This window comes from Gemmatimonadota bacterium (assembly GCA_026706345.1).
GTDB lineage: Bacteria > JAAXHH01 > JAAXHH01 > JAAXHH01 > JAAXHH01 > JAAXHH01.
The window spans coordinates 1-26,510 of the sequence record JAPOYX010000037.1; the positions used below are offsets into that span (position 1 = coordinate 1).

Annotated in this window: 28 protein-coding genes; 4 read left to right on the forward strand and 24 right to left on the reverse strand. The window is 62.3% G+C overall.

The window, feature by feature from the left end:
* Positions 1 to 367: 367 nt before the first annotated feature.
* The 4 genes from OXG98_03820 to OXG98_03835 are packed head-to-tail and all read left to right on the forward strand — an operon-like array spanning position 368 to position 5,120.
* On the forward strand, positions 368 to 2,782 hold the full coding sequence (locus tag OXG98_03820) for a YfhO family protein (GenBank protein MCY3771133.1): 2,415 nt from the start codon (positions 368 to 370) through the stop codon (positions 2,780 to 2,782).
* 18 nt (positions 2,783 to 2,800) lie between these two features.
* Entirely contained in the window at positions 2,801 to 3,514 is a 714-nt protein-coding gene (locus OXG98_03825) for a polyprenol monophosphomannose synthase (GenBank protein ID MCY3771134.1), read from the forward strand.
* A 32-nt stretch (positions 3,515 to 3,546) separates the two neighbouring features.
* Complete coding sequence (locus tag OXG98_03830; GenBank protein MCY3771135.1) at positions 3,547 to 4,344, forward strand: phytanoyl-CoA dioxygenase family protein; 798 nt, start codon at positions 3,547 to 3,549, stop codon at positions 4,342 to 4,344.
* On the forward strand, positions 4,341 to 5,120 hold the full coding sequence (locus tag OXG98_03835; GenBank protein ID MCY3771136.1) for an aldolase/citrate lyase family protein: 780 nt from the start codon (positions 4,341 to 4,343) through the stop codon (positions 5,118 to 5,120). The genes OXG98_03830 and OXG98_03835 overlap by 4 nt, the downstream gene beginning before the upstream one ends.
* A gap of 73 nt (positions 5,121 to 5,193) precedes the next feature.
* Here the strand turns inward: OXG98_03835 and OXG98_03840 are convergent, their stop codons facing one another.
* The 24 genes from OXG98_03840 to OXG98_03955 all read right to left on the reverse strand — a co-directional run bounded on the left by OXG98_03840 (position 5,194) and on the right by OXG98_03955 (position 26,338).
* Positions 5,194 to 6,189, reverse strand: coding sequence for a methyltransferase domain-containing protein (locus tag OXG98_03840; protein ID MCY3771137.1), 996 nt, complete (start codon positions 6,187 to 6,189; stop codon positions 5,194 to 5,196).
* Positions 6,190 to 6,217: 28 nt separating this feature from the next.
* Positions 6,218 to 6,619, reverse strand: a complete 402-nt coding sequence (gene atpC, locus OXG98_03845) for an ATP synthase F1 subunit epsilon (GenBank protein MCY3771138.1) — start codon at positions 6,617 to 6,619, stop codon at positions 6,218 to 6,220.
* 3 nt (positions 6,620 to 6,622) lie between these two features.
* Positions 6,623 to 8,023 (reverse strand): F0F1 ATP synthase subunit beta, encoded by a 1,401-nt coding sequence (gene atpD, locus OXG98_03850; protein MCY3771139.1) that lies wholly within the window; start codon positions 8,021 to 8,023, stop codon positions 6,623 to 6,625.
* Between the two features lie 37 nt (positions 8,024 to 8,060).
* The gene (gene atpG, locus OXG98_03855; GenBank protein MCY3771140.1) at positions 8,061 to 8,915 is read right to left on the reverse strand and encodes an ATP synthase F1 subunit gamma; all 855 of its coding nucleotides are present in this window, start codon (positions 8,913 to 8,915) and stop codon (positions 8,061 to 8,063) included.
* 10 nt (positions 8,916 to 8,925) lie between these two features.
* Positions 8,926 to 10,458 (reverse strand): F0F1 ATP synthase subunit alpha, encoded by a 1,533-nt coding sequence (gene atpA / locus OXG98_03860; protein MCY3771141.1) that lies wholly within the window; start codon positions 10,456 to 10,458, stop codon positions 8,926 to 8,928.
* Positions 10,459 to 10,476: 18 nt separating this feature from the next.
* Positions 10,477 to 11,019, reverse strand: coding sequence for an ATP synthase F1 subunit delta (gene atpH / locus OXG98_03865; protein ID MCY3771142.1), 543 nt, complete (start codon positions 11,017 to 11,019; stop codon positions 10,477 to 10,479).
* 7 nt (positions 11,020 to 11,026) lie between these two features.
* Positions 11,027 to 11,533: a F0F1 ATP synthase subunit B gene (gene atpF, locus OXG98_03870; GenBank protein MCY3771143.1), complete on the reverse strand. Its 507-nt coding sequence runs from the start codon at positions 11,531 to 11,533 to the stop codon at positions 11,027 to 11,029.
* A gap of 67 nt (positions 11,534 to 11,600) precedes the next feature.
* Complete coding sequence (locus tag OXG98_03875) at positions 11,601 to 11,873, reverse strand: ATP synthase F0 subunit C (protein ID MCY3771144.1); 273 nt, start codon at positions 11,871 to 11,873, stop codon at positions 11,601 to 11,603.
* Positions 11,874 to 11,963: 90 nt separating this feature from the next.
* The gene (atpB, locus tag OXG98_03880; GenBank protein ID MCY3771145.1) at positions 11,964 to 12,776 is read right to left on the reverse strand and encodes a F0F1 ATP synthase subunit A; all 813 of its coding nucleotides are present in this window, start codon (positions 12,774 to 12,776) and stop codon (positions 11,964 to 11,966) included.
* A 12-nt stretch (positions 12,777 to 12,788) separates the two neighbouring features.
* A complete protein-coding gene (locus OXG98_03885) occupies positions 12,789 to 13,322 on the reverse strand; it encodes a hypothetical protein (protein ID MCY3771146.1) in 534 nt (177 codons plus the stop codon).
* On the reverse strand, positions 13,306 to 13,575 hold the full coding sequence (locus tag OXG98_03890; GenBank protein ID MCY3771147.1) for an AtpZ/AtpI family protein: 270 nt from the start codon (positions 13,573 to 13,575) through the stop codon (positions 13,306 to 13,308). The genes OXG98_03885 and OXG98_03890 overlap by 17 nt, the downstream gene beginning before the upstream one ends.
* A 10-nt stretch (positions 13,576 to 13,585) precedes the next feature.
* Positions 13,586 to 14,014 carry a polymer-forming cytoskeletal protein gene (locus tag OXG98_03895; GenBank protein MCY3771148.1) on the reverse strand — a complete coding sequence of 143 codons (429 nt, stop codon included), beginning with the start codon at positions 14,012 to 14,014 and terminating at the stop codon, positions 13,586 to 13,588.
* Positions 14,015 to 14,066: 52 nt separating this feature from the next.
* Positions 14,067 to 14,489 (reverse strand): M23 family metallopeptidase, encoded by a 423-nt coding sequence (locus OXG98_03900; protein MCY3771149.1) that lies wholly within the window; start codon positions 14,487 to 14,489, stop codon positions 14,067 to 14,069.
* 601 nt (positions 14,490 to 15,090) lie between these two features.
* The gene (locus tag OXG98_03905; GenBank protein ID MCY3771150.1) at positions 15,091 to 15,951 is read right to left on the reverse strand and encodes a ParB/RepB/Spo0J family partition protein; all 861 of its coding nucleotides are present in this window, start codon (positions 15,949 to 15,951) and stop codon (positions 15,091 to 15,093) included.
* Positions 15,902 to 16,705 (reverse strand): AAA family ATPase, encoded by an 804-nt coding sequence (locus tag OXG98_03910; GenBank protein MCY3771151.1) that lies wholly within the window; start codon positions 16,703 to 16,705, stop codon positions 15,902 to 15,904. The genes OXG98_03905 and OXG98_03910 overlap by 50 nt, the downstream gene beginning before the upstream one ends.
* 74 nt (positions 16,706 to 16,779) lie before the next feature.
* Positions 16,780 to 17,262, reverse strand: coding sequence for a 2-C-methyl-D-erythritol 2,4-cyclodiphosphate synthase (gene ispF, locus OXG98_03915; GenBank protein ID MCY3771152.1), 483 nt, complete (start codon positions 17,260 to 17,262; stop codon positions 16,780 to 16,782).
* Positions 17,263 to 17,305: 43 nt separating this feature from the next.
* Positions 17,306 to 18,013 (reverse strand): 2-C-methyl-D-erythritol 4-phosphate cytidylyltransferase, encoded by a 708-nt coding sequence (gene ispD, locus OXG98_03920; protein ID MCY3771153.1) that lies wholly within the window; start codon positions 18,011 to 18,013, stop codon positions 17,306 to 17,308.
* 10 nt (positions 18,014 to 18,023) lie between these two features.
* Entirely contained in the window at positions 18,024 to 19,136 is a 1,113-nt protein-coding gene (queA, locus tag OXG98_03925) for a tRNA preQ1(34) S-adenosylmethionine ribosyltransferase-isomerase QueA (protein MCY3771154.1), read from the reverse strand.
* Between the two features lie 127 nt (positions 19,137 to 19,263).
* The gene (ruvB, locus tag OXG98_03930; protein MCY3771155.1) at positions 19,264 to 20,298 is read right to left on the reverse strand and encodes a Holliday junction branch migration DNA helicase RuvB; all 1,035 of its coding nucleotides are present in this window, start codon (positions 20,296 to 20,298) and stop codon (positions 19,264 to 19,266) included.
* Positions 20,299 to 20,907, reverse strand: coding sequence for a Holliday junction branch migration protein RuvA (ruvA, locus tag OXG98_03935; protein ID MCY3771156.1), 609 nt, complete (start codon positions 20,905 to 20,907; stop codon positions 20,299 to 20,301). It lies immediately after the preceding gene.
* Positions 20,885 to 21,403 carry a crossover junction endodeoxyribonuclease RuvC gene (gene ruvC / locus OXG98_03940; GenBank protein ID MCY3771157.1) on the reverse strand — a complete coding sequence of 173 codons (519 nt, stop codon included), beginning with the start codon at positions 21,401 to 21,403 and terminating at the stop codon, positions 20,885 to 20,887. The genes ruvA and ruvC overlap by 23 nt, the downstream gene beginning before the upstream one ends.
* A gap of 9 nt (positions 21,404 to 21,412) precedes the next feature.
* A complete protein-coding gene (locus tag OXG98_03945) occupies positions 21,413 to 22,162 on the reverse strand; it encodes a YebC/PmpR family DNA-binding transcriptional regulator (GenBank protein ID MCY3771158.1) in 750 nt (249 codons plus the stop codon).
* A 10-nt stretch (positions 22,163 to 22,172) separates the two neighbouring features.
* Entirely contained in the window at positions 22,173 to 24,398 is a 2,226-nt protein-coding gene (locus OXG98_03950; protein ID MCY3771159.1) for a hypothetical protein, read from the reverse strand.
* An 8-nt stretch (positions 24,399 to 24,406) separates the two neighbouring features.
* Positions 24,407 to 26,338, reverse strand: a complete 1,932-nt coding sequence (locus OXG98_03955; protein ID MCY3771160.1) for a hypothetical protein — start codon at positions 26,336 to 26,338, stop codon at positions 24,407 to 24,409.
* Positions 26,339 to 26,510: the final 172 nt, after the last annotated feature.

The window sequence follows — 26,510 nt, forward strand, 5'->3', positions numbered from 1 at the left end:
CTCGTGGAAGCAATGCCACGTAACCATAATCGATTCAAGCCTTTGTGGGATTTATACAACAGCTCATCGCCATTCTTACGAGTTCTTTTCAGTAAACGTACAATGGAGTTTCTAATCTGCTTAGATGCCTTCGTCAGTAGAGTTATGTCCTACAGTAGTATGATGTTTGTGATACTAAAGGACACGACCGCATACTCCGAACGTCCGCTAAAGCGAATTAGAAGCAGTCACATATTAGACTTTGCTGTGCCGTATCATTACCTTCGTAACCAATCGTAACCAATCGTAACACATATACCTCCGATAGAGAAACATGATGGCGAAACGCAAAACCACTGCGTCAACGTCAGAGCAGCATAAAACGGGATTGTCCACCGGTCGGCTAAGAAGCCCAACGGCCCGAAAGCTCCAACCTTATCTCGGGAATCTCCTGTTCTGCCTGATCATCGCGGTGCTTGCCGTCTTCGTGTACCGCGGCTACATCATCGAGGGCAAGGTAGACCTAAGACCCGATTTCATCGGCCAGGCCATTCCCTTTGATCGTTTCGCGCAGGACTTCAAAAGCCAGTCTGGCGAAACGCCCCTCTGGTACCCCCACATCTTCGGCGGCATGCCTTTCCAGGCCAGTGGCACGTATCACCACTTGCAGTACAGCTTCGAAGCCCTGGTCAACGCCGTCCTGCCCGACGTGCTCATCAGCGCGCTGCATGGCCGTTTCTTCTTCCACCTGCTCCTCGGCGCGGTTTCCATGTTCTTCCTGGCACGCGTCCTGTCCCTCTCCGGGCCCGCATCTTTCGTCGCGGCGGTGGCCTTCGTGTTTTCCACCCACATGATGGCGACGGAACATGCCAACCGGTTCATCTGCTTCATGCACGTTCCCCTCGTCTTCCTGGCTGCCTACCAAGTCTTTGATCGTGGCAGGGTGTTCGACGGTATGTTGCTCGGCGGCGCCTTCGGCTCTCAGCTGTGTTCCTTTCATCCCCAGATCGCCTTCTACACGGCCATGTTGATCGGCCTGTACGCCGTGTACGCAGTCGTAAACGACATACGCGACAAAACGTCCGCAAGCATTATAGCCAGGAAGTCTGCGCTGTTTACCGGTGGCGTCGTCCTGGCCGTCGCGGTCGCGGCCGTGCTTGTACTCCCCATGCAGGAATACGCGGAGCACTCCGCCCGCGGCCTGTCCGTTGGGGGCAGCGACGTGAACGTGCCGTTCGCCACGAGCTGGTCGTTCCCGCCGACTGAAATTCTGACCTTCATCATCCCTTCATTTGCGGGGTTCGGCGGCCCCCTGTACTGGGGCGACATGCCGTTTACCGATTTTCCGAACTACCTGGGTATCGTGGTTGTCGTCCTGGCCGTGGCGGGATTCGTGCTGAACAGATCGCGCATGACCCTGTTCCTGGTCATCGCGGCGGTCCTGGCCCTGCTGGTCTCCTTCGGACGGCACCTGCCCCCGGTATCCTACGTCATGCTCCACTTCGTCCCTTTCTTCGGAAAGTTCCGTGCGCCGGTCATGATCCTGGTGCTGTCGCAGTTCGCCGTCGCACTCCTCGCGGGGTACGGCGTGCATGCCCTCGCCGGGCGCATACGGGCGGGCAAGGACAGCAGCCTGGGTGTGTTTGCGAAAAGACTGTGCGTCGTTGCCGGCGGAGTATTGCTGCTGGTCCTGGCGCTGACCGTGTTCGAAACCTCCTTCCAGTCCTATATGACGGATATCTATGTACAGTCTGACGCGTCACACGGAGCCCGCGGCGCCATCTCGAGTAATGCGGACTACTATGCCCGGGTCAATGCCACGCGCTTCGATCTGCTCATGGGTGACCTGTGGACGATGGTGTTGTTGCTCTGTGCGGCATCTGCGCTGCTCTTTGCCACCTGCAAGAGTAGCCACGCGCTGTTCGCCGGCGGCGTGAGCGCGCTGGTCGTCATCGACCTGCTGCTCGTGGCGTCTCGGGTCGTGAACCCGGAAGATGATCCCGCGCAGGTCGAAGCCTACTATGCCGTGCGAGAAACCGAGATCGTGCAGGCGCTGAAAGCCGATGCCAGCCCCTATCGCATCCTGCCGCTCTCCGAGTTCTCGTCGAATGAGTACGGCTACTTCGGCATTTCCAGCATCGGCGGCTACCACGCGGCGAAACTGGGAGTCTACCAGGAGCTCATGGACCAGGTCGGGTTCAACTCCTTCCCGGTGCTGAACATGCTGAACACCCGGTACCTGGTAACCGGACAACCTCTTCAGATTGAAGAACTTACCCCCGTGGCCGAGTCCGACGCCGGCTACCTCTATCGGAACGAGACCGCCCTTCCGAGGGCCTTCCTGGTGGACAGCGTGCGAGTCATCACGGACAGGAGCGCCATCTTCGAAACCATGAGAGATCCCGGGTTCAGCCCCGATGAATACGCGATCCTGGAAGAACCCGTCGCGGAGCGGCTAGGTCCGATGGGCGACGCTTCCGTGGAGATCACGCTTTACACGCCGCACCGGATCGAGATGGCAGTGGATGCGGCCGCGCCCTGCCTGCTGGTGCTGAGCGAGATCTACTATCCTCCAGGGTGGCGCGTCGAGATCGACGGCTCGCCCACGGAGATTCACAAGACCAACTACGTGCTTCGCTCCGTGGTCGTCCCGGAAGGCCGCCACGAAGTGGTGATGACTTTCAATCCGCCGAGCTTTACCACGGGTCTTCTCGTCAGCCGGACCGCCAGTACGCTGGTCCTCGCCGGGTTGATCGTAGCGGGCGCAATGCACATAAGAAAACGCCTGAAGGCCGGAGCCTGACACCGAATGCCGCAAACCATGAAATCTCTGATCATCGTCCCCACCTACAACGAACTCGAGAACATCCGGCGGCTACTGCCGGAATTAACGGCGTTGGGACAGGATATCCGGGTGCTTGTGGTGGATGACAACTCGCCGGACGGGACAGGAAAGCTGGTCGATGAAATGGCCGCGGAGAACGAACGGATCAGCGTGCTGCATCGACCCGAAAAGCTGGGGTTGGGCTCGGCGTACGTGGCGGGTTTCAAGCACGCCGTCCAGCAGGACGTGGACTGCGTTTTCGAGATGGACGCGGACTTTTCCCACGATCCCGCCATGATTCCCAGGTTCATCGAGCAGATCGAATTCTGCGACGTGGTGATCGGATCCCGGTACATCAGCGGCATCAACGTGGTCAACTGGCCCATGTCCCGCTTGCTGCTCAGCTATTTTGCCAACATCTATACCCGCGTGGTCACGGGCATGACGATCCGGGACACCACCTCGGGATACAAGTGTTTCCGGCGCGAGGTGCTGGAGCACATCGAGCTGGATGAAGTCCGGTCCGACGGGTACGCCTTCCAGATCGAGATGAATTACCGGTGCTGGCGAAAGGGATATCGGATGTGTGAAATCCCCATTATCTTCGTAGACCGGCGTTCGGGTACGTCGAAACTCTCCCGGGGCGTGATCAACGAGGCGGTCTGGATCGTCTGGTGGCTGCGCCTGCTGCGCCTGCTGCGCCGGATCTAGACGTCTCGCTTGCCGATGATGGAGGAAGTCCTATGCTGACCGAACAGCAGCACCTGCACTTCAAGACTTTCGGGTTTGTCGTCCTGCGGCAGGTCTTCACCCCGGATGAGCTGGACATCATCAACAAGGAATTTGACCACGGTCTGGAAGCCGCCTATCGCCACCTGCCCTTCGACGGCACGGTCCGTCACTGGGTCACGATGATGGGTCGATCCACGCCTTTTTTCGGAAGTCTCCTCGAGGATCCCCGGCTCTGTGGCGTCGCCGAACAACTCTACGGTGAAGATGCGCTGGGCATCGCCACCGACGCTAACCGGTACGTGGGCAACACGGGCTGGCATCCGGACACCCACAGCATACACCAGTACGGCATCAAGTTCGCCTTCTACCTGCAACCCGTAGGGCCGGAAACCGGAGCGTTGCGCGTCATACCGGGGTCGCACCGCAACCCCTTCCACGGCGAGCTGAGACGGTTCATATCCGAATTCGAGCGACACAAGGATGTGCCCTGTTACGTCTGCGACTCCGAACCGGGCGACGTAGTGGGCTTCGACCTCCGGTTATGGCACGCCAGCTACGGGGGCGCCAGTGACCGGCGCATGTGCACCTGCGTATACTACAACAATCCGAGGACGCCTGAGGAAATCGAAACCACCAGGAGTCAGGGGGCGAACAACGGCAAGGCCACCGCCAAGTATAACCGTCCGAATGACCCCCCGGTCGACCCGTACTGGCTCACGAATCCAGATCTCAGTCCGAAGCGGCGACGATGGCTGGACCGCCTTCTCGAGCTGGGTTTTTATCAGGACATTGGCACCGACGATTCATGATGAACAGCCGCCTCAAGAACCTGCTGGACGCCAGGAATCCCGCCTTCGGCATACAACTCCGGTTCGGATCGCCCGCCATCGCGGAACTGGCCGGACTGGCCGGGTTCGACTGGATTCTGATCGACACGGAGCATGCGCCGCAAACGCCCGTGACCGTCCAGGCCCAGATTCAGGCGGCGTGCTGCACGCCGGCCACGCCGATCGTCCGGATCACCCGCACCGACCCGGACCTGATCAAGCTGTACCTCGACATGGGCGCCCTGGGGATCGTCGTCCCCTTCGTGAACACCCCGGAGGAGGCGAAGCGGGGGGCCGAAGCCTGCCGCTATCCCCCGCGCGGCACCCGGGGATGGGGACCTCACCGTGCCGCGGGCTACGGGCTGTTCGAGAAGGAATACACCGCTGAGATTGATGACGCCGTAGTTTATCTGCCGATCATCGAATCGACCGAAGCGGTCGGGCACATCGACGACATCATGGATGTGGAAGGGGTGGACGGCTGTATCGTGGGTCCGGTGGACCTGTGCATATCCCTCGGCATCCCCTTCCGGTTCGACCATCCTAAATACCTCGACGCACTCCGCTGTGTGCGGGAAGCCGGACAGCGAACGGGCAAACCCGTGGGCCATCCCCTGCTCGGTTCCATGGAGGACGAGGAGAACGTCCGTAGACAGGTAGAAGAAGGCGTGCGCCTGCTTCTCGTCGGAGGCGACGAGCCGGTGTTGAGGGAAGGCTTTCGGCGGGCGGTCGAAGGGCTGGCGTTTCTAAGGAGCTAGGCGCCAGGCGTTGCGCCGGTCTCACGACAATGCGGCGGCGCGGCGGTTCCACGAAACCGCGGCTTCGCGTCCGTCATACCGTTGCCGCCGATTTCCGGGCGATCAGCGCCTGGGTCACCGTTGACAGACCCAACATTATGGCCATCAAATCGATCATGCAACTGACCGACTTGGCAAGGAAGTTATCGTAGCTGATGATGCTGTACATCAAGCCGGTCGAGCGGGGTGCGTGGGGTTCCATGCCCAGCTTGATGCGGAGGCTTCCGGGCCAATGGCTCGCTTCGACGATGGCGCCGTGGAACTCGATCTCCAGATCGCCTCCACTGATACAGGCAGCGAGGGCCTTTCGAGAAAACAAGTGGAAGTGTCGAGGGGTACTCAGGGCCTGCCAGTGGTTCTTGAAGACGTAACGTGACAGCGCGTTCAGATCGGGCGTTTCAAGATAAACGACGCCTCCCGGCTCGAGATGATCCGAAATCCATCGGACCAGCCGTCCGGGATCGGTCACGTGTTCGATGGCATGTTGGCAGATGATGGCATCGAACCGCTCCTCGCACGGTACCTCCTCGATAGGTCCTTCGATAAGCGTTACGCCGCGATCGGATAGGTATGACCGGGCTTCAGGTTCGAACTTGAGGTCATTGGCAAAGAGTTTGAGCGGAAAAGGCGCGATTTCAGCCAGGTAGGTCAGGTTCCCGCCGAATCCCGCGCCGATGTCCAGCACCCGCGAACCGGCTCGAAGATTCGTGATAACTTTTTGGTTCCATCCCCGGTCGAGCACGTTGAGCTTCAGCCACCTGAACGGGGCAAACGCGGGATACTGTGTTTCCGTTACGCGGGCCGTGTAGTTCCTCGGATAGATGCGGTCTATGTCCTCCATCCGGACCCTCGGCGACAGATACACGTGCCCGCAATCCGAGCACGCGACGAACCGGAACATATTGTCGCAGGTACGGTACTCGTAGTCGAAGCCCTCGAATACCGGACGCGGTTCTGTGTCCGAACTTCCGCACATCGCGCACGCGACCGGGACGAGGTCCAGTTCGACACCACTGGCTATAGGGTTCATGGGATTATAAGGCCACGCAGCGGGAGGACTACTGCCGGGTCTCCTTGATTCGGTTGAGCGCCCGGTCCAGCGAAGCCCTCGCCCTTTCGACGTCGACGTCTGATTCGCCCGATCCCAGGCGCTGGCGCGCCCGTTCCTCGGCCTGCTTCGCCCTTTCGACGTCGATGGTGCCGACCTCTTCGATGGTCTCGGCCAGGACCGTCACCTGGGCCCGAAGCACTTCGACGAATCCGCCGGACACGGTATACTCCGTACGGCCCTCGTCGTTCCGGATGGTCAGGAGACCCGGCCGCAGCGAGGTGAGCATGGGCACATGGCCAATCAGCACTTCGAAGTATCCGTCGGTGCCCGGCGCCAGCACACTACGCGCCTCGCCTTCGAAGGCCATGCTCGAAGGCGTTACGATGACCAGGGGGTATCCGTCTGCCATGTTCTACTGTAGCTCCTTGGCTTTGTCGAAGGCTTCGTCGATCGTCCCGACCATGTAGAAGGCCTGTTCGGGCAGCTCGTCGCATTCGCCACCGACCAGCTTCTCGAATCCCTCGACCGTATCCTCGACCTTGACGTAACGCCCCTCCAGGCCGGTGAAGATCTCCGCGACGAACATGGGCTGGGTCATGAAAAGCTCGACCTTCCGCGCGCGGGAGACGACCAGCTTGTCGTCGTCCGACAGTTCGTCGATGCCCAGGATGGCGATGATGTCCTGGAGGTCCTTGTACCGCTGGAGTATCTGCTGAACGTCCTGGACCACGCTGTAGTGTTTCTCTCCTACGACCGCGGGATCCAGAATCCGGGAGGTGGACTCGAGGGGGTCCACGGCAGGGAAGATGGCCCGGGCGAAGAGATCGCGAGAGAGCGCGGTTATGGCGTCGAGATGGGGGAAGGCGGTAACGATGGCCGGGTCCGTGTAATCGTCGGCAGGCACGTAAATGGCCTGTATCGAAGTAATGGCACCTTGTTTCGTGGACGTGATGCGTTCCTGCAGATCGCCCATTTCCGTGCTCAGCGTCGGCTGATATCCCACGGCTGAGGGCATGCGTCCGAGCAGGGCCGACACTTCCGATCCCGCCTGGACGAAGCGGAAGATGTTATCGATGAAAAGCAGTACATCCCGGCCTTCCTCGTCGCGAAAATACTCGGCGATGGCAACGCCGGACAGGCCGACGCGCAGGCGCACGCCCGGCGGCTCGTTCATCTGGCCGAACACCAGGGCGGTCTTGTCGAGCACCTTGGCCTCCTCCATCTCCAGCCAGAGGTCGTTGCCCTCACGAGACCGTTCGCCCACCCCCGCGAAAACGGAATATCCGCCGTGCTCCCGGGCAATGTTGTTGATCAGTTCCTTGATCAACACGGTCTTGCCCGTGCCGGCGCCTCCGAGCAGCCCCGTCTTTCCACCGCGGGTATAGGGTTCCATGAGGTCCATGACCTTGATCCCCGTCTCGAACATCTCCGCCGAGGTCGTCAGATCTTCCTGTTCCGGCGCGCTGCGATGTATCGGGTAGTGGTGATCCGAGTCCACCGTACCCCGTTCGTCGATGGGACGGCCGAGGACATTCATCATGCGGCCCAGGACATTAGGACCCACGGGCACGTTGATCGGACCACCGGTATCGATGGCCGTCACACCCCGAACCAGTCCGTCCGTGGCGTCCATGGCCACGCAACGCACCTTGTTGTCGCCCAGGTGCTGCTGGACTTCGAGGATCAACGCGTCGCTGCCCTCTACGGATACCTCGAGGGCGTTGTAGATCTTCGGCAACGTGCCTGAACCGAATTCGACGTCAACGACGGCGCCGATGATCTGCGCCACGGTACCTGTGTTCGTTCCTTCCATGGTTATCCTTCCCCGGTCATTGGGCGGCCGTCCGGCATTACTTCAATGCTTCGGCTCCGCCTACGATGTCCATCAGCTCGGATGTAATGGTTTCCTGGCGGATCTTGTTGGCCGTCAGGGTCAATTCGTCGATCAGATCGTTCGCGTTCCGTGTTGCGTTGTCCATGGCCATCATGCGGGCTGCTTCTTCCGCCGTGTTGGATTCGAGTAACACACGCCACAGCTGGAAACGGATATGCTGCGGCACCAGGTCGTTCAGAAGAAGGGGTTGCGACGGCTCGTACACGTAACCGGTAAACCCCGGATCGTCCTCCACTGCCATGGGCGGCACGGGAAGCAGTTGTTCGGTCACGAGACTCTGCTGTCCGGCGGACTTGAACTCGTTGTAAAGCATATCCACCTGGTCGATCCTGCCGCTTGTGAACAGCCCGGTCACCTCGTCCGCAATATCGCGCGCCTGGGCGTATTCCAGGACCTGGTACACGTTAGTATGGCTGGTAAGAACCTCCACCCGCTGACGGGAGAGCGTATCCGAACCCTTGCGCCCGACGCAGACCAGTCCGGGTTCCGGCGAGCCTTCCCGAACGCGTTCCATGGCGCTGCGCACGACGTTGGAGTTGAACCCACCGCAGAATCCGCGATCGGCCGTAACGACGATCAGCGCGGAGGCCTTCACCTCGCGGGGAGTCATGAGCGGATGGCGTTCGTCGGCCGTCTGCGCCGCCAGATGCTTCATCATCTCGTCCAGCTTCCGGGCGTAGGGACGGGCGGCGAACAGCCGGTTCTGCGCCCGGCGCAGACGGACGCCGGCCACGGTCTGCATGGCCTTGGTGATCTTCTGAATATCCTTCGTACTCGCGATCCGTCGCCGGATCTCACGAAGTGACGGCATGGTACCCTTTCTACGACATAAACGTCTTGCTGAATGCTTCTACGGCGGACCGGATGCGCTGCTCCAGATCTTCACTCAATTCCTTCGTTTCCCGTATCTCGCGGCCCACGTCGGAATGATGCGTTGCCATGTGCTGGAGCAGGCCCCCGACGAAGGGTTGCACCTCGTCCACGGCCAGGTCGTTCAACATCCCGTTGACGCCCACGTAGAGCGAAATGATCTGTTCCTCGACCGCCATGGGCCGGTACTGGGGCTGCTTGAGCAGTTCTACCAGCCGTTCGCCCAGATGCAGTTCACGTTGCGTGGTCTGGTCCAGTCCCGACGTGCCGAACCGGGCGAAGGCTTCCAGCTCGCGGTATCGGGCCAGGGACGTTCTCAAAAGCCCGGCGACCTGGCGCGATTTCATGGCCTTGATCTGCGCGGCGCCACCCACGCGGGAAACCGACAGACCCACGTTGACCGCCGGCCGCTGGCCAGCGAAGAACAGATTGGACTCCAGGTAGATCTGGCCGTCGGTGATGGAGATCACGTTGGTCGGAATGTAGGTCGACACGTCACCGAACTGCGTCTCGATTACTGGCAGCGCGGTAAGAGAACCGCCGCCGTACTCGTCGCTCATCTTGGCCGCCCGCTCCAAGAGCCGGGAATGAAGATAGAACACGTCGCCCGGATAGGCCTCGCGTCCCGGTGGACGACGGAGGTTCAACGACAACTGCCGGTACGCGACCGCGTGCTTGGTAAGATCGTCGTATACCACCAGGGCGTGCTTACCGCTGTCACGATAGTATTCGCCCATGGTCGCTCCGCCGTAGGGCGCCAGGAACTGCATAGGCGCCGGGGCGCTGGCCGCGGCCGCGACCACGGTGGTGTATTCCATGGCCCCGTGTTCCTCCAGGGTGGCGACGGTCTTGGCGATCGTGGAGCCCTTCTGGCCGATGGCGACATAAATACAGGCCACGTCCTCGCCTTTCTGGTTGAGGATCGCGTCAATAGCCACGGCTGTCTTGCCCGTCTGCCGGTCGCCAATGATCAGCTCGCGCTGGCCCCTTCCGATGGGGAACATGCTGTCGATCACCTTGAGACCGGTATACATGGGCTCGTTTACGGGCTGACGTTGCACCACGCCAGGGGCCTTCGCCTCTATCGAACGCGCTTCCGCTCCGACAATGGGCCCCTTGCCGTCGATCGGCCGTCCCAGGGAATCCACCACACGGCCCAGCATGCCGTCGCCCACGGCGCATTCGGCGATGCGTCCCGTCCGCTTGACGGGATCGCCTTCCTTGATCAACTGATCGTCCCCGAAGAGAATGCACCCGACGTTGTCCTCTTCCAGGTTGAGCACCATGCCCACCACGTCATTGGGGAATTCGACGAGTTCGTTCGCCATCACGTTGGAGAGGCCCTGTACACGGGCGATACCATCGCCCACCTGGAGCGCGGTACCCGTTTCGTAGATGTCGACCTCTCGCTTGAAGTCGAGCACCTGCTGCTTGAGAAGTTCGGAGACCTCGTCCGCACGAATTGCTATTTCATCAAATGCCATTGTCTTCTCCATCGAAGGTCATTTTCGAACGAGCGCCTGCCGGACCCGCTGGAGCTGGGTCGCCAGGCTGCTGTCGAACACCTGGTCGCCCACGCGTACCACGAATCCTCCGATTAAGTCCCGGTTTACCGTGGTCCGCATACGAACGCGCTGCCCGGTCTGTGCTTCCAGCCTGTTTTTCAAGTCGTCTTCCTGCCCGTCGGTCAGCGCGACCGCGCTCGCGACGTCCGCGTTTACGATGCCGTCCCATTCGTCCAGGATGGTGCGGCAGGCGTCCAGGATCTCCGGCAGGTTGCGCGCCCGCCGCCTGGAAGCCAGCAGATAGAGGAAATTGAGGGTGATGTCCTGGACCTTGCCTTCGAATATCTCACCCAGCATGCGTTGCTTCACGTCAGCGGGTATGACCTTGTCCGTGATGAAATCCACGAAGGGTTGCGAGTCCCGGCACAACTGCTCGAAAGCCGTGATTTCCCCGCGCACCGCGTCCAGGGAGTCTGTTTCCGCCGCGGCCTCCAGCCACGCCCCGGCATAGCGGTATGCGATGTCTGTCTTACTGGCCATCGGTCACTTATTCCTTTGAAGGCATCTGCGCGATGAACTCGTCCACGACCTTCCGGTGTTCGGCCGCGTCCAGGGTGCTGTTCAGGATCCTGCCCGCGATTTCCACCGCCAGGTCGCCCACCTGTGCGCGCAGTTCGGCCACGGCGTGTTCCTTCTCGCGCCGGATCGTGTTGCGCGCCTTCTCGAGCTCGCGCTCCGCGTCCTGCTGGGTCTGCTCGAGGATCCGGTCGCGTTCCGCGTTGGCCTGGTCGACCGCGGCCTGCATCTTCTCGCGGGCCTCGGTCTCGATTTCCTCAAGCCGCCGCCTGGCTTCTTCGTGCAGGCGGTCCAGTTCCGCCCGGTCCGCGTCCAGTCCCTCCATGCGGTCGCGGATATCCCGTTTCCTGTCTTCGATGGCCTGGGCGATGATGCCGAAGACATACTTCCTCAGGATGAAAAACAGGACGGCGAACCCGATCATCTGGATGATCAGGGTGCTCAGGTCAATACCAAGATCGTGCAAGATATCTAACACGCGCTATGCTCCTTCGAACGCCGGCGGCACGCTCAGTAACAGGCGCGCGCCGCAAGCCGCTTGTCTTCTACTGGGCGAGGCGGCTCAGTTCCATGACCTGTTCGAAGGACGGCAACTGGCCCTGGAGCATGAAGAACACCAGCAGGCCGTAGATCGCCAGCGATTCCATGAACGCCAGGCCGATGATCAACACCAGCTGAATGCGGCCGGCGGATTCGGGTTGACGGGAAATGCCCTGACAGGCCAGACCGGTTGCGATCCCCTGACCGACACCCGAGCCGATGGCCGCAACGGAAACGGCCAGCGCCACGCCAAGTCCTAAACCCATGTAGTACAGCATGAAGCGAGCTCCTTTCGGAATGGAGAATGAACTACGACAAATCAAACATCTCTATCAAAACCGGTTATATCGCATTCGGTTATATCGCAATCAGTGGTCTTCCTCCCCGTGGTCGTGATCCAGGAACTGGGCCACGTAAACGGCGCTCAGCACCGAGAAGATCATCGCCTGGACCGTCCCTGAAAACACGCCGAACATCAGCATCGGAACCTGCATCGGCACGAAGGGCACCTCGAGGGCGCCAATAAGAAACACCGGGGACAGGCCCAGCAGCACCAGTACGATCATCTCTTCTCCGAACACGTTTCCGAAGAGGCGGATCGACAGGGAGATGACCTTGGCGAACTCGCCGACGATATGAAGCGGGCACATGAGTACGCCCATCCACTTGGGCTCGCCCCAGAAATGCCAGAGATAGGCTTTGAGTCCGATCTCGCGCAGGCCGATGAGATGGGCCGAGACGATGGAGATCAGGGCGAATCCGAGGGTGGTGTTCAGATCGGCGGTGGGCGACTGCATGCCGGGTATGACGCCCAGCATGTTCATGAACCAGATGTAGATGAAGAAGGAGGCGAAAAAGGGTATGTACTTCCGGCCGCGCTCCCCGACGATGTTGAGGAAGAACCCGGTCAGTCCCTCGACGGCCATCTCGAATAGCGTCTGGACCGAGCCTTCGGGTATGCGCTTGAACGATCTTACCGCGATGGTTACGAGAACGAGAACAATGACGAAGACGAGCAGGGTGTTCAGCAGGAGATCCGGCTGTCTGACGGGTTGGGGGATCCAATCGGCCAGTGGGCCCAGCAGGTAAAATATCCCATGTAGAATCGAGTAGTGCGCTTCACCGCTTCCTCCCTCGGACGCCATCTCCAGAGAGAGGACACTCGACCACGGACCAGTCAAAGGACAACCTCCTTACCGGTACGACCGATTCGGCTTGTTCAACGCAGCGGTCCGTTCTGCCCGATCATCCGATGAGCCCTGTCTCATGACCAGGACGAGGCCGCACAGGGTCAGCGTGAAGGGCGTCAGGGACACGCCCGTCAGCAACCCGATGGGGTGGAACCAGCTCCCCGACGTCACGAAATAAAGCACGATCCCCAGCAGCGGCAGCTTGGCCATCAGCAACAGGAACAGCTTGTTGCGGTTCCGCTTGATTTGCTCACCGGGCGTCACGAAACGGCGGACCAGCCAGGCCGTGACGTAGAGCATCATCAGCCCGATTATCGACCCGACGAAGAAATTGACGGCAAGCAGATCCGCGCCCGCCACGCGCGCCACGATGGTGCCGACGATGGTCAGCACGGCGCTGATCCGGTAGACGCGAGGCAGGAACCGCCTCAGCGGTTCGCCGACGCTTCCGGACGGCGCACCGGTGCCGGGTCCGGTTTCAGTGCCCGTTACACTACCGGTCGATGCTCCGCCGTCATGCTCAGTGCTTCCCACCATCTCTCTCCCGCTCCGCCGCTTCGATCTTTCGGTTCAGCCGTTTCAGCGTCCTCGCCATCTCCAAGAACCCGGCCACGACCCCGAGCATGGCGCCGACAACGCCGCCCCAGGGTTTCCACTCAGGCCAGGCCAGTTCGACCTGGTGACCCAGGAAGTACCCGATCGCGGTGGCGAATACCAGGGTCAGGCCGATTACGGCAAGCTCCCCGGCTTCTCTCATGTACTGCCATTTGCTCTGCGTGTCCCGTGCCATAGACCATCAGTCAACGCCCGTAGGGATATTGTGATCCGCCTGTACCGGACGTACCGGATGCGGCGGCGTCTCCGCCGTCCACGCGGTCCGCCTGGTCCGCTCGGTTCGCCTGGTCCGATCCGGCGGGTTCGTCCGACATGGCCGAGTTTCCGTGGAAGACCGCTCCTTCCTCGATGACGAGGGACTTGGTTTTCAGGTCACCGACGAAGGTGGATTTGCTGCCCAGCAGCACGTGTTGGGAAACGGTAAGTTGACTCTCCACGTAGCCATTGATAATCGCGGTCTTCGACTCTATGGACGATCCTACGATCCGGCCGGACTTTCCGACCTCGACCCCGTCGGTGGCCTTCACATCGCCGTTTACGGTGCCGTCTATCCGGATATTGCCTTCCACGTCCACCGAACCGTTCACTTCAGTGCCCTTGGCAATGATCGTCATACCGCGCTCCCGATCTTGTACTGCGCCGGATGGACCGCCTGATCCGAACATGTCAGCGTTGCGTTCGCATGCTCACCAGCAGATCGTCCCACTGGATGACATCGGGCAGGTAGCCGCGAGGATCGACGGGGGCGTTGTCCTTCCAGACCTCGTAATGCAGATGCGGCGCCGTACTGCGGCCCGTATTCCCGACCAGGGCAATGATCTGCCCGCGGCGGACCAGTTGGCCGCGGTCGACCCGCAGCCTGGCGTTGTGGCCGTATCGCGTCGCCAGGTCGTAGCCGTGATCGATTTCGACCAGCCAGCCCAGGTTCTGGTCCCAGTCCGCGAACGTCACAATCCCGTCGGCGGTGGACAGGACAGGCGCGCTCTCACGGGCGGCGACGTCCAGGCCGAAATGCGGCGCGACGATCGAATCGTCCCCCTGTTGAAACTCCCGCGTCACCCAGCCCGCGACCGGCCATATGGACGGCATGTACCGGAGCGGCGGAGTGCGTTCTCCGGCCGCAACGGCCTCAACCCCCGCCGGAAGGCCGCCATCCGTCAGAAAGGGCAATCCGTCCCGGCTGGCGGCCAGAAGTCCGTCTTCATCCACCCGCATCGGAGATTCGGAATCGAACCGCTCGACGCCGGCCAGCCTTCGTATGCTTCTGGCGGTCTCCTTCAATTCCTCCAGTTGCCGGGTCAGTTCCATGGACTTTTCTTCTAACGACCTCATCTGCGCTTTCCAGCTGTGGCCGAAAGTAACATCGACTATACCCGCCGGCAGGGCCAGAACAACCACCGGCGCAAGCAAGCCGAGAACGACCACCGAGACGAGCAGGACGAACAGGGGCCTCGGCATGCGCAGTTCGCGCGTCCGACCCGATCGCTCAGAGACGAAAACCAGCGACATCCAGTGCATTCTGAACATGGTCAATACCGCCTGGCATACGCGTATCCGTCCATGTTCCGCCACACCTCGTGACGGAACCGGCGCAACAGGATAAATATAGGCCGCGGGCCTGAAAAGTCAAAGGATATCGGTAAAATAACGGGCTGGAAAGACGTGGCGCGTATCCGGGGTTCGGTGAGCCTCACAGTCGGACTTTCAGCAGTTCGAGGATGCGGTTCAGATCATCCGCGGAATAGAACTCGATTTCGATCTTCCCCTTGTGCTGCCTGCGGTTGATGTTCACCTTCGTTCCGAGTATGCGCTGCATGATGGACTCGGCGGCCGCGAGGTCGTGCGGCTTGCGCGCCGGGGCGCTTTCCCGCTTCTCCTCGTAACGTTTCTTGACCAGCTCTTCCACCTTGCGGACGGACAGGCCCTTTTTCACGATCTGCTTACACAATTCGGCCTGTTCCTTACGGTTTTCGAGTCCCAGCAGCGCCCGCGCGTGGCCCATCGAGATCTCGTCGGCCAGGAGGCACTTCTGGACATCGGCCGGCAACTTCAGCAGCCTGAGCGTGTTGGCCACCGTCGTCCTGTTCTTCCCCACGCGGGTGGCGACTTCTTCCTGCGTGAGGTGACATTCTTCCTGCAGCCGAAGGTAGGCCCGGGCTTCGTGGATCGGATTCAGGTCGTCGCGCTGGATGTTTTCGATCAGCGACAGTTCCATCATCTCTTCGGGGGATGAAACCGCCATGACGATGGCCGGTATGGTCTGGTAGCCCGTCTGCCTGGCGGCCCGGAGCCTCCGTTCCCCGGCGATCAGTTCGTACTCCTCTTTCTCGTTTTTCCGGCGGACGGTGACCGGCTGGATTACGCCCTTTTCGAGGATGGACCGGGCCAGTTCGTCGAGCCTGGCCTGGTCGAACGACTGACGCGGCTGGTAGGGATTGGCCGAAATCCGGTCTATCGGCACCTGGAGCACGCTCTGCCTGCCTTCCTGGTCGTCCGGAAGATCAGGAATCAGCGCTTCCAGCCCCCGCCCCAACGCTTTCCTGGCTGCCATTGGCCATCACCTCTCTGGCTAGATTCATGTAGCTTTCCGCTCCCGACGAGAGAATATCATAGAGGATGATCGGACTGCCGAAGCTCGGCGCTTCGCTCAAGCGGACATTTCTCGGGATCGTGGTCTGGTAAACCTTGTCTGCGAAGTACTGCTTGGCCTCCGCCTCGATCTGTTTCGAGAGGTTGAGCCGCTTGTCGTACATCGTCAGGAGGATGCCTTCTATCTTCAGGCTCCGGTTCAGATGCTTCTGGATTTTGCGGATCGAATTGAGCAGCTGCCCGAGTCCCTCGAGGGCGTAGTACTCGCACTGTATGGGAATCAACACCGAATCGGCGGCCGTCAGCGCGTTCAGGGTGAGGAGACTCAGAGAGGGCGGGCAGTCGATCAGGATGTACTCGTATTCGTCGCGTATCGGCTTGATCGCGTCTTCAAGCTTCCGCTCCCGGGCGATGGCCGAGACGAGCTCGATTTCGGCGCCGACCAGCCGGCGATGGGCCGGGACGACGCAGAGCGCAGGAATCTCGGTCTGCTGTACGGCTTCCTCGATGGGGCGCTCGTCCAACAGGACCTCGTAAATCGTCACGTCCAGCGTCCGGTCGTGCAGTCCGAGTCCCGATGTGGCATTCGACTGCGGATCCAGATCGACCAGAAGGGTCTTCTTTTCCGCGACGCCCAAGCAGGCGGACAGGTTCACCGACGTCGTCGTCTTGCCGACCCCGCCCTTCTGATTCGCGATCGAAATGACCTTGCCCATGCAATACTCCGCGACGGCGCACGGAAACAGTGCGCTAAAACGCACTTTACCCGTCGTCGTTCTAAAAACGCACTTTACCCGTCGTCGGCGGAACGGATCAATACCACGGCGTGGGCCGCGATGCCTTCTTCCCGTCCGGTGAATCCGAGTCTTTCTGAAGTTGTGGCCTTGATCGACACGCGGTCGTCCGGCAATCCGAGGGCTTCGCCGAGGCGGCCGCGCATCAGCGGTACGAAGGGCGACAGTTTCGGACGTTCCGCGACGACGGTGGCGTCCACATTCGATATAGTATAACCCGATTCGCCCAGTGCGTCAACAATCCGTTGGAGCAGCAGGAGACTGGAAATACCACGGTAACGTTCGTCGTTATCGGGGAAGAGCACCCCGATATCGCCCAGCCCGGCGGCGCCGAGCAGGGCGTCGCCTATGGCATGCGAAAGCACGTCCGCGTCGGAGTGGCCCTGCAGGCCGCGTTCGTGGGGAATGGTCACGCCGCCGAGGACGCAGGGCCTGCCGTCCGCGAATGCGTGGACATCGTAGCCGGTTCCTACGCGCATGTCATCCATGGCCAGCGTCCTTTGCTGCGTTTACCGGGTCTGATTACGGTCGGATCCGTCCCTGGCGCCGCAGAATACGCTCCGCGACTTCCAGGTCTTCGGCCGTGGTCACCTTGATGTTGTCGGGGGCGCCCTCGATAACCCGCACCACGTATCCGGCCCGCTCCACCAGTTCGGCGTCGTCGGTCCCCGTATAGCCCTCTTCCCGCGCCTGTTCGTGGGCTGCCCGCAGGACCCGGTACGGAAAGGTCTGGGGCGTCTGCGCCCGCCACAGCGTCGACCGGTCGGGCGTCGCCTCGACCCTTCCGTCCCGGATGATTTTCATCGTATCCGTGGAAGGGGTGGCCGAAATCACCCCACCGTACCGGGCGCACCCGAGGACGGACGCTTCGAGGGCGTCCTGCTCGACGCAGGGTCGCGCCGCGTCATGAATCAGCACGGACCCGACGTCCTCGTCAAGGACCATCAGTCCGAGGTAGACCGACTCCTGGCGTGTGACTCCGCCCGCGACCACTTTCACGAGCTTCGGGTAGGCGCCGCCCGCCTCGGCCAGATGTTCGCTGCACGACGTCACCCGGGCCGGCTCCACCACCAGCACATATCCGTCCACGGCCGGACACGCCTCGAAGACGGAGAGGGTGTGGGCCAGAATCGACCTGCAGCCGATGGTGATGTACGGCTTCTCGGTATCCGACCGCATGCGCAGGCCGTGGCCGGCCGCGGGAATGATGGCCATGACGGGTTTCAACACCGCTTCCTCCTCAGACGATCAGCATGGCGTCGCCATAACTGTAGAACCGGTACTTCTCCCTGACGGCTTCCTCGTACGCGGAAAGGATCAGTTCTCTGCCGGCAAAGGCACTGACCAGCAACAGGAGCGTCGACTTCGGCAGGTGGAAATTGGTCAGCAGCGCGTCGACCAGTTTAAATTCGTAGGGAGGATAAATGTAGCACCGGGTACGGCCCTCGTACCGGCGCGGTTCGAGTCCTGTCGCGGACACGCCTCCTTCGCCGGACACGCCTACGGTTCCGGATGTTCTATCGGCGGCGGATCCTCCACCATTGCCGCCGCCGCCCGCCGCGATCGTCTCCAGGATGCGCACGACCGTGGTTCCGACGGCCACCACGCGCCCTTCGCTCCGCCTGCCCAGGATCGCTTCCGCCTGATGCGCGTCCACCCTGTAGTACTCCGCGTCCATCTCGTGGTCCTCTACGGCGCCGGCGCGGATCGGCTGGAACGTGCCCGGTCCGACATGGAGCAGGACCGGCACCACGGCCGTACCCCGCGCCCGTATACGGTCCAGCAGGGGAGCCGTGAAATGCAGGCCGGCCGTGGGCGCGGCCACGGCGCCGTACTCCTCGGCGTAGACCGTTTGGTAACGGTCCCGGTCGGACGTGCCCGGAGCGCGGCAGATGTAAGGCGGCAGCGGCGTACGGCCCACCTGCTCGACGGCCCGGACCACGTCCGCGTTCCCGGCGAAGCGGACATGGCGGATGTCCGGACCGGGGTCATCCTCCACCGTGGCGGCCAGGGCGCCGCCCTCCAGCTCCAGGCGCGTTCCTTTTGCGAGGCGGGCGCCCGGCTTCAGCAGGGCTTCCCAGCGGTCGGACGCCATTTCGCGGACCAGCACGACTTCAACCCGCCCGCCGGTTTCCGGCCGCACCCCCCGAAGCCTGGCGGACATCACCCGCGTCCGGTTGAGCACCAGCACATCGGCCGGGGCCAGGTAGTCGACAATATCCCGGAAAGTCCGGTGTTCGATCACGCCGGCGTGGCGGTGCACCACCATCAACCGGGATGCGTCGCGGGGTTCGGCGGGATACTGGGCGATCAGGTCTTCCGGCAGGGTGTAGTCGAATTCTGCTATATTCACGGATGATCGACAGTGTAGGCCGGCGCGCCGGAAATGGGCGGGTCGGACCGTAACGGCGAAGGGCTGTCCGGCGGATCGCGCCGGCCAAGAGCCGGCCGGACCGCGGCGGCGCGCGTCCTGCCTGCCGTCAGTCGAACAGTCCGGCCTGCGGCCTTGGTGGCGCGGTGAATCCCAGGTGTCCGTACGCCAGTTCGGTGGCCACCCTGCCCCGAGGCGTCCGCTTGATCAGGCCCTGGACAATGAGATAGGGCTCGTATACCTCCTCGAGCGTCCCGCTTTCCTCACCCACGGCCACGGCCAGCGTATTCAGGCCTACGGGACCGCCCTCGTATTTTTCGATGATGGCCGTGAGGATCAGGCGGTTCATGTCGTCCAGGCCCATGAGGTCCACGCCCAGCATCTCGAAGGCGGCCTTCGCGGTCTCCCCGGTTATGCGTCCATCGCCTTTGACCTGGGCGTAGTCCCGAACCCGCTTCAGGTACCGGTTGGCGATGCGAGGCGTTCCCCTGGACCGCCGGGCGATCTCCATCGCACCGGCGTCATCGGTCTCTACACCGATGATTTCGGCCGCCCGCATGACGATCAGGAACAGTTCGTCCGGCGTGTAGAAATCGAGCCGGATGGGGATGCCGAAACGCGCCAGGAGCGGCGCCGTCAACAGGCCCGTGCGGGTCGTCGCGCCCACCAGGGTGAAATGGTCCAGGCTAAGGGAAAGGGAACGGGCGCTCGGCCCTCGGTCCACCAGGATGTCGATCTTGAAATCCTCCATGGCGGCGTACATGTGCTCTTCCACCACGTGGTTCAGGCGGTGGATCTCGTCGATGAAGAACACGTCTCCCGGTTGCAGGTTAGTCAGCAGGCCCGCCAGATCGGCCGGTTTGTCCAGCACGGGTCCGGCGGTCTGACGTATCTCCACGCCCATTTCGTTGGCGAGAATGGTGGCCAGCGTGGTCTTGCCCAGTCCCGGCGGTCCGTGGAGCAGCACGTGGTCGATGTGGTTCTCTCCGCGGGTCTTCGCGGCCTCGATGTAGAGCCGCAGCTCCGCCTTGGCCTTTTCCTGGCCGGGGAATTCATCGAAACGGCCAGGCCTTAGTACGCGGTCGAACTCCGTATCCTCGTCGAATCGGTCCGGGTCGGTCAACGGGTAGTCCCGTTCGTCCATCTACCGCCCTCCCTGGCTCTGGAGCACCGATCGTATGATTTCCTCCGCCTCGGGGGACTCCGGGCTTTCGGACATCACGCGGATGACCAGCCTGCGCGCTTCGGGATGTTCAAAGCCCAGAGACACCAGGCCCATGATCGCATCGTCCACTTCGGGCGACTCTCCCGCCGGCGCCACGGGCAGCGCCTCCGCCGCGCCGGTATCCATGGAGGCCAGCTTATCGCGCAGTTCCATGATCAGCCGTTGCGCGGTCTTTCGGCCGATCTTGGGCAACGAGACCAGCTTGCCGACATCTTCGTTGATGATCGCGGCGGTAAACTCCGCGACCGTCGCGCCGGAAAGAATGTTCAGGGCCACGCCGGGCCCGATGCCGGGCAGCGTGATCAGCACTTCGAAAAGACGCTTCTCGTCCACGGTCGCGAACCCGTAGAGCTGCATGCCGTCTTCTCGCGTGTGGAGCACCGTTTCCACGCGGACCTGCGAACGCGGGGGGCCCAGGGCCCGGTACGTGGACAAGGGAACAAACATTTGCAGGCCGATCCCGCCGACGGAAACCGTGATGCCGTCGGGCTGCTTGTCGACCAGCTCACCTTCGACGAATGCGATCAACTGCCTTGATCCCTCCGGTTATCCTGTGATAGTGACATATCGCGACCGCCAATGCGTCCGACGCGTCCTCCGGCAGGGGTTCCCGGCCGGGGCCCCGGTCGAGGTTCAGCATGGCGCTTACCATGTACTGGACCTGCTGCTTCGATGCACCTCCCGCACGGACGACGGCCATCTTCACTTCGCGCGGGGCGTACTCACAGACCTGCAGTCCCCGGTTCGCCGCGGCCAGGAGGGCGACCCCCCGGGCGTGTCCCAGTACGAGCGCCGCCCTGGGAAACCGTCCGCCGAAAGTGGACTCGACGGCCACCAGTTCCGGGCTGTTCCGGTCTATGACCTCGCACAGGCCGTCGTAGATGACCTTGAGCCGGTCCGCGAGGGCTTTACGCGATCCCGGACGCAACACGCCCTGGTCCAACAGCCGGCACTGTCTGCCCCGGGCCTCGATCACGCCGTATCCCGTAATCACGCTGCCCGGATCGATTCCGAGGATGATCATGGATACCCGCTACCCGTTCATTTCCTCCAGCACCTTGTCGTCCACATCGAAATTGGCGTAGACATGCTGCACGTCGTCGTGGTCCTCGAGGACCTCCATCAACCGGAGGAGCTGTTCCGCTTCCTTGCCCGCGACGGCCACGGTCGACTGCGGGATGCGGCCGATTTCCGCCCGCATGGAGGCATAGCCGCTTTCTTCGAGCCGGGTTCTCACCGATTCGAAATCGGAAACGGACGTCAACACATCCAGCGTATCCCCCTCGTCCAGGATGTCTTCCGCGCCGGCGTCGAGGGCGGCCATCATGACCTCGTCCTCGTCGATCCCGTTCTTGTCCACGACGATCGTGCCCTTCTGGTCGAACATCCAGGCCACGCAGCCCGCTTCCCCCATGTTGCCGCCGTTCTTGGTAAAGGCATGGCGCATCTCGGACGTGGTACGGTTCTTGTTGTCCGTCACCGCTTCCACCAGCAGCGCCACGCCGGCCGGGCCGTAGCCCTCGTAGACCAGTTCCTCGTAATGCACGCCGTCCAGGTCACCCGTACCTCGGGCGATGGCCCGGTCGACATTGGCCTGGGGCACATTTTCCGCCCTGGCGGCGAGTACGGCCGTCCGGAGCCGGGGGTTGCCGGTTACCGAGCCGCCGCCCTGCCGCGCGGCGATGGTGATCTCCTTGATGACCCGGGTGAAGATCTTCCCGCGCGCCGCGTCTTTCTGTTCCTTCTTCCGCTTTATGGTGCTCCACTTGGAATGACCGGACACCTTGGCCTCCTCAGGGGATCGTGACGACCCGTTTACCCGTACCCGTGTTGTTGGACGTGTCCCTGGCGCGAATGGCGAGGGTATGTTCGCCGGCTTCCAGTCCATCCAGGGCGATCTCGAATTCCTCCGTCTCCGAATCCGTTACGCCGTCCTCCGGGTGGACCACGCGCCAGTCGCCCCCGTCAATGGCGTAGTCGACCCGGAACAGGGGACTGGCGCCGTCCCGGACCCTGAAGGACAGCCTGGCGTCCGCCACATTGATCCCGGATACCAGCGGACCGGTATTGTCCACCAGGAACGGTTCGCTGAGGTATTCCGCCTCCAGCGCCTGGTCCGGCGGATTCGAAGGCGCGTCGCTGGCCACGACCCGGAGGACGTATGATCCATCCGGAAAGGTCTCGGAATCCCACGAATAGGATGGGACGCGCCTTCCCGACTCCAGGAGCTTCCAAGTTTCTTCCGCTTCGCCCCGGAAGTAGATGTCGTAGGACAGTCCGTCCCCGTCGGGATCGCTCGCCTGCACAGCCAATGCCCGCATGCCCTTCCTGTAAGTGGGGGCGCCCGGCGAGGCCTGCTGTCCAAGGCCGCCGCCGCGACCTCCGATCTGCGCGGCGATACCCGGGGGGAGATCTCTGTTCTGTTCCCCGGAACCCGCCGGGGCGTCGCGCAGGTAGACCCCCGGTTCGTATACCGTGACCGAATGCACCCTGGGCGGATTGTTCCGCGTAAGGTAGGCAGCCGAAACGGACAGGACCGAGGGGGATTCTTCGTTTTGCGTGCTCATCACCGCCTTCCACTGCAGGTAGCGGGCGGGCGGGCAGACCAGGGCTTCCCCTTCCGATTCGGCGTAGGGACCGGTCCAGTCGCTCCAGGTCTGGTCCGGGGAGTCCGTATTTCCGGAGCGTGCGTACAGACGGACCGCCGTCCCCGGGGGTTGCTCGTCCTCCCATCGGATACGTCCCCACCGGGCGCGGCCACGGGTGTCCTTTACATCGGACTCGTACTCGCCTTCGCCCACGGGCCGCGAACGCAGGTGGTACAGATTGCCGCGATTACTCGTTGCCGCGACTACGCCGCCCGAGGCAAAAGGCATCAGCGCCGTGACCTGGGATTCCTGCAATTCGCTCAGCAACGTGCCGCGGCCCCGTTCCCGGACCCGGTAAAGCCTGCCGCGGGGGCCGGTACCAATGAGCAGTTCACCGTCCCCGCGCAACGCCATGGACAGGCACAGGTCCGCCTGGGACCGCCACCACTCTTCCACCCGCCCTTCGGGATCTATCCTGTAAACGACGCTTCCTCCCGTGGCGAAACCACGGCCGGGAGGACCGACGGCTCCGTCCGTCGAAGCCGTCACTTCGACCATGTTCCGTACCGGCTCGCCGCCCTGTTCCTCGGAAGCGCCCTGGGACGGCGGGGGCACAGGCGAACCGGAGCGGCTGCCCCGGCGCGGTCCACTCTGCGCGGCGGCGAACACGTATCCGTCTTCATCGACCCGCAGGGTGTTCACTTCGCTGTGAGGAGAATCGTAGAGGACCGACAGGACACCTGACGGCGTGATCCGGTAGATCCGGCCGCCCGGCTCGGTACCGGCGACCAGCCGGCCGGCCCCATCCACGGCCAGGGCCATGACATGGGCCTCCTCCAGTTCCGCCAGGATACGTCCCTCCCCGTTTCCGTCGATATGATAGACGCGTCCCTGCTCTCCCGTTCCCGCGTACAGGTTCCCTTCCGCGTCCACGGCCAGCGACCAGATGTAACGCGTGTCTCCGTCAGCAGCGCCCTCGTCCGCGGGATCGAAAAACACCGAGTGGGACCCGTCCGGGTCAATCCGGTAGATCCGGCCGTCGGGGAAGGTGGCGGCGTACAGCCGGTCATTCCGGTCGATCGCGATGCTGCGGATTTCCAGTTCCTCCGCATCGAAAAACACCTCGGATTCACCAGTGGAATCGATACGGTACAGCCTGCCGTCGTTTCCCGTACCCGCGTACAGGTTGTCCCTGGAATCGGATGCCAGGCACCATACCAGGGGCTCGTCGCTCTCGAAGACGGGGTCCAGGACCGGCGAAAGGGTCAGGCGGCCCTTGGCGGTAATGGAAACTCCCCTGGTCTCTCCCTTGAGAAAATCCCCGTGTCCGGCCTGTTTCCAGATCACCGGCGTCGACGCGAGGACCGCGCCCGCGACCAGCAGAAACACCGCGATCGTACATGGAACACGCCATCCCTGGACCTGGTTCAAGATCGCTCCTATCGCTTTACGGTCAGCCGGCTCCAGTTTTGCCCGGCTACGACATAGTCCGTTCGGATCGTTTCTTCGGCCACCACCTTCTCGCGGATCGGAATGAAACTGCCTTTCGTCCGCTCGGAATCCATGACGGCGAGGACCGATGGAGGCAGGCCGGGCATCTCCCTCCCCTTCACGATACCGCCCGCGCCCGCCTGGAACATCTTCAGATAGACCCGGTTTCCCGTGCGGCGGTTGTTGAGCAGCTCGATCAGGCGGGGACCGTCCGTGGGCCTGTACCGCTGGGGAACGGTATTGAGATCGTGGCGGGTGACGGCCTGGGCGGACCCGACAAGCACCTGTACCGGTCCGTTGGATATGTTCTTGGGAATAGCCACGTCGATCCGCTTGACCAGCCGGTCTCCCCGGTAGGGCCTGAGGAATATCCTGACCTCCAGCGTGTCGCCCGGCTTCAGGGTTTCCGACCCGAACCAGACGTCTTCGATGACGGCCGTCCTGCGTTCGTTTGACGAATGGATCCCGATCTTGACGGACTCGATCATCGGGGTAACGAACCGGTTGTCGAGCACGAAATTGAGCACGCTGTTCACATCTCTCGCCAGGGACGCCAGGGACGCCTGCCCGGAGAACTGGTCGTCGAAGACGACGTCCGGATGGCCCCGCAGGCCGATCCTGCCGCGGAGCGTTATGGTCCGCTCGCCGGACGCCCGGCCGTTCGCGAAGATCGTATTTGCCACGGCCATGTTCACCAGCAGCGGCGTCCAGCCGTTCGCCATCATCACGTCGAACCGGTAGTTCCGGTCCGGCCTGGTGTTATCGCCGTAGACAAGCTCCACCGGTATCATGCGCGCCGTATCGCCGAGTTGTCCGTAGATTCCGTTCGTGTGGTCCCAAAGGACCGAGCCGACTTCGTCCGTCACGCTGCTGATCTTCGTGGACCCGGTCTGGTCCGGAATGACCGTGATGATTTCGGCCCGGTTCATCGGGATGTTCAGGGCGCCTGTCCACAGGAAGGGATGCCCGAAGGCCAGTATGGCGTCTTCATCACGCCAGGTGACCGTCCCCGTGCCGGAAAGATTGTAATCACCCCGGATAAGCTGAGCGCTCACGGCGGAGCCGGGCTCCAGAACGGACCGCGCGCCCTTCGACGCCGGGCCGGCCTGTTCCGGGGCCGTGTCGCCGCCGCCCGAAACCGCACCGGACACCCCGACTGGAACGCCCCCGCCCGCACTGCCGCCGCCGGAGACCGGAACGAGCCCGTGCCGGCGCAGTTCGTTTTCAAAAAGGCTCACCGTCATGGGGTGGAAACCCGAAAACACCATGGGCACGGCGATGGGCTGGAGGCTGGACGGACCCGCGGGCGTTTCCCCCGGCCTGGAGGACTCCGTTGCGGCCCGGTCGTCGTCCGGCCGCGGGAATTCCGGATCGAAGAACGCGTCGTTCGGCAAATCGCCGCCCCGGCCGTCGCCCATTCCATTGAACGTGTCGCCCGGTGTGTTCCGCCCCGGTAGAGCATCCGCGTCCACGACATCGCGAATGGCCAGCATATGACTTATCGGCGTGACGCCGCCGATGGGTTTCATCGGAAACTGCCCGAAGCGGTAAGCCAGCGCGCCGACGAGTTTTCCTTCGATGTACACGGGGCTGCCGCTCATCCCCGCAATTACGCCCGCTTCGTCGACGTATGGCCCCGATACCCCGACCATGATGATGTCGTGCTTCGCGTAGAATGTGTTCTTCATGACGCCCAGCACTTCGACGTTGAAAGTGTCGATCCGGGCATCCTGGAAAACCGAGAGGCCGTATCCGCGCATGCCCGGCTTCACGTCATCGACATCCATGAACCCGCCGGCCGCCTGCCCCGCGGCCGGTGGAGCGGCGGCAAGCAGACACACGCAGAGCATCGTAAGACAGGCTGTTCGTTTGAAATCCATGGGGATCGCTGCTCGTTGATCGGGGGCGCGGTACGCCATGCGGAACAAGTGCAATATAACGGCTCTCAGACGCTCCTGGCAACTGCTTTGTAGCAGGCGTGGAACGATAGCTGCCGTGTCGTTAACAAAAGAAATCGCTTGACTTACCGCGATGGATCTTCGAGATTCAGAC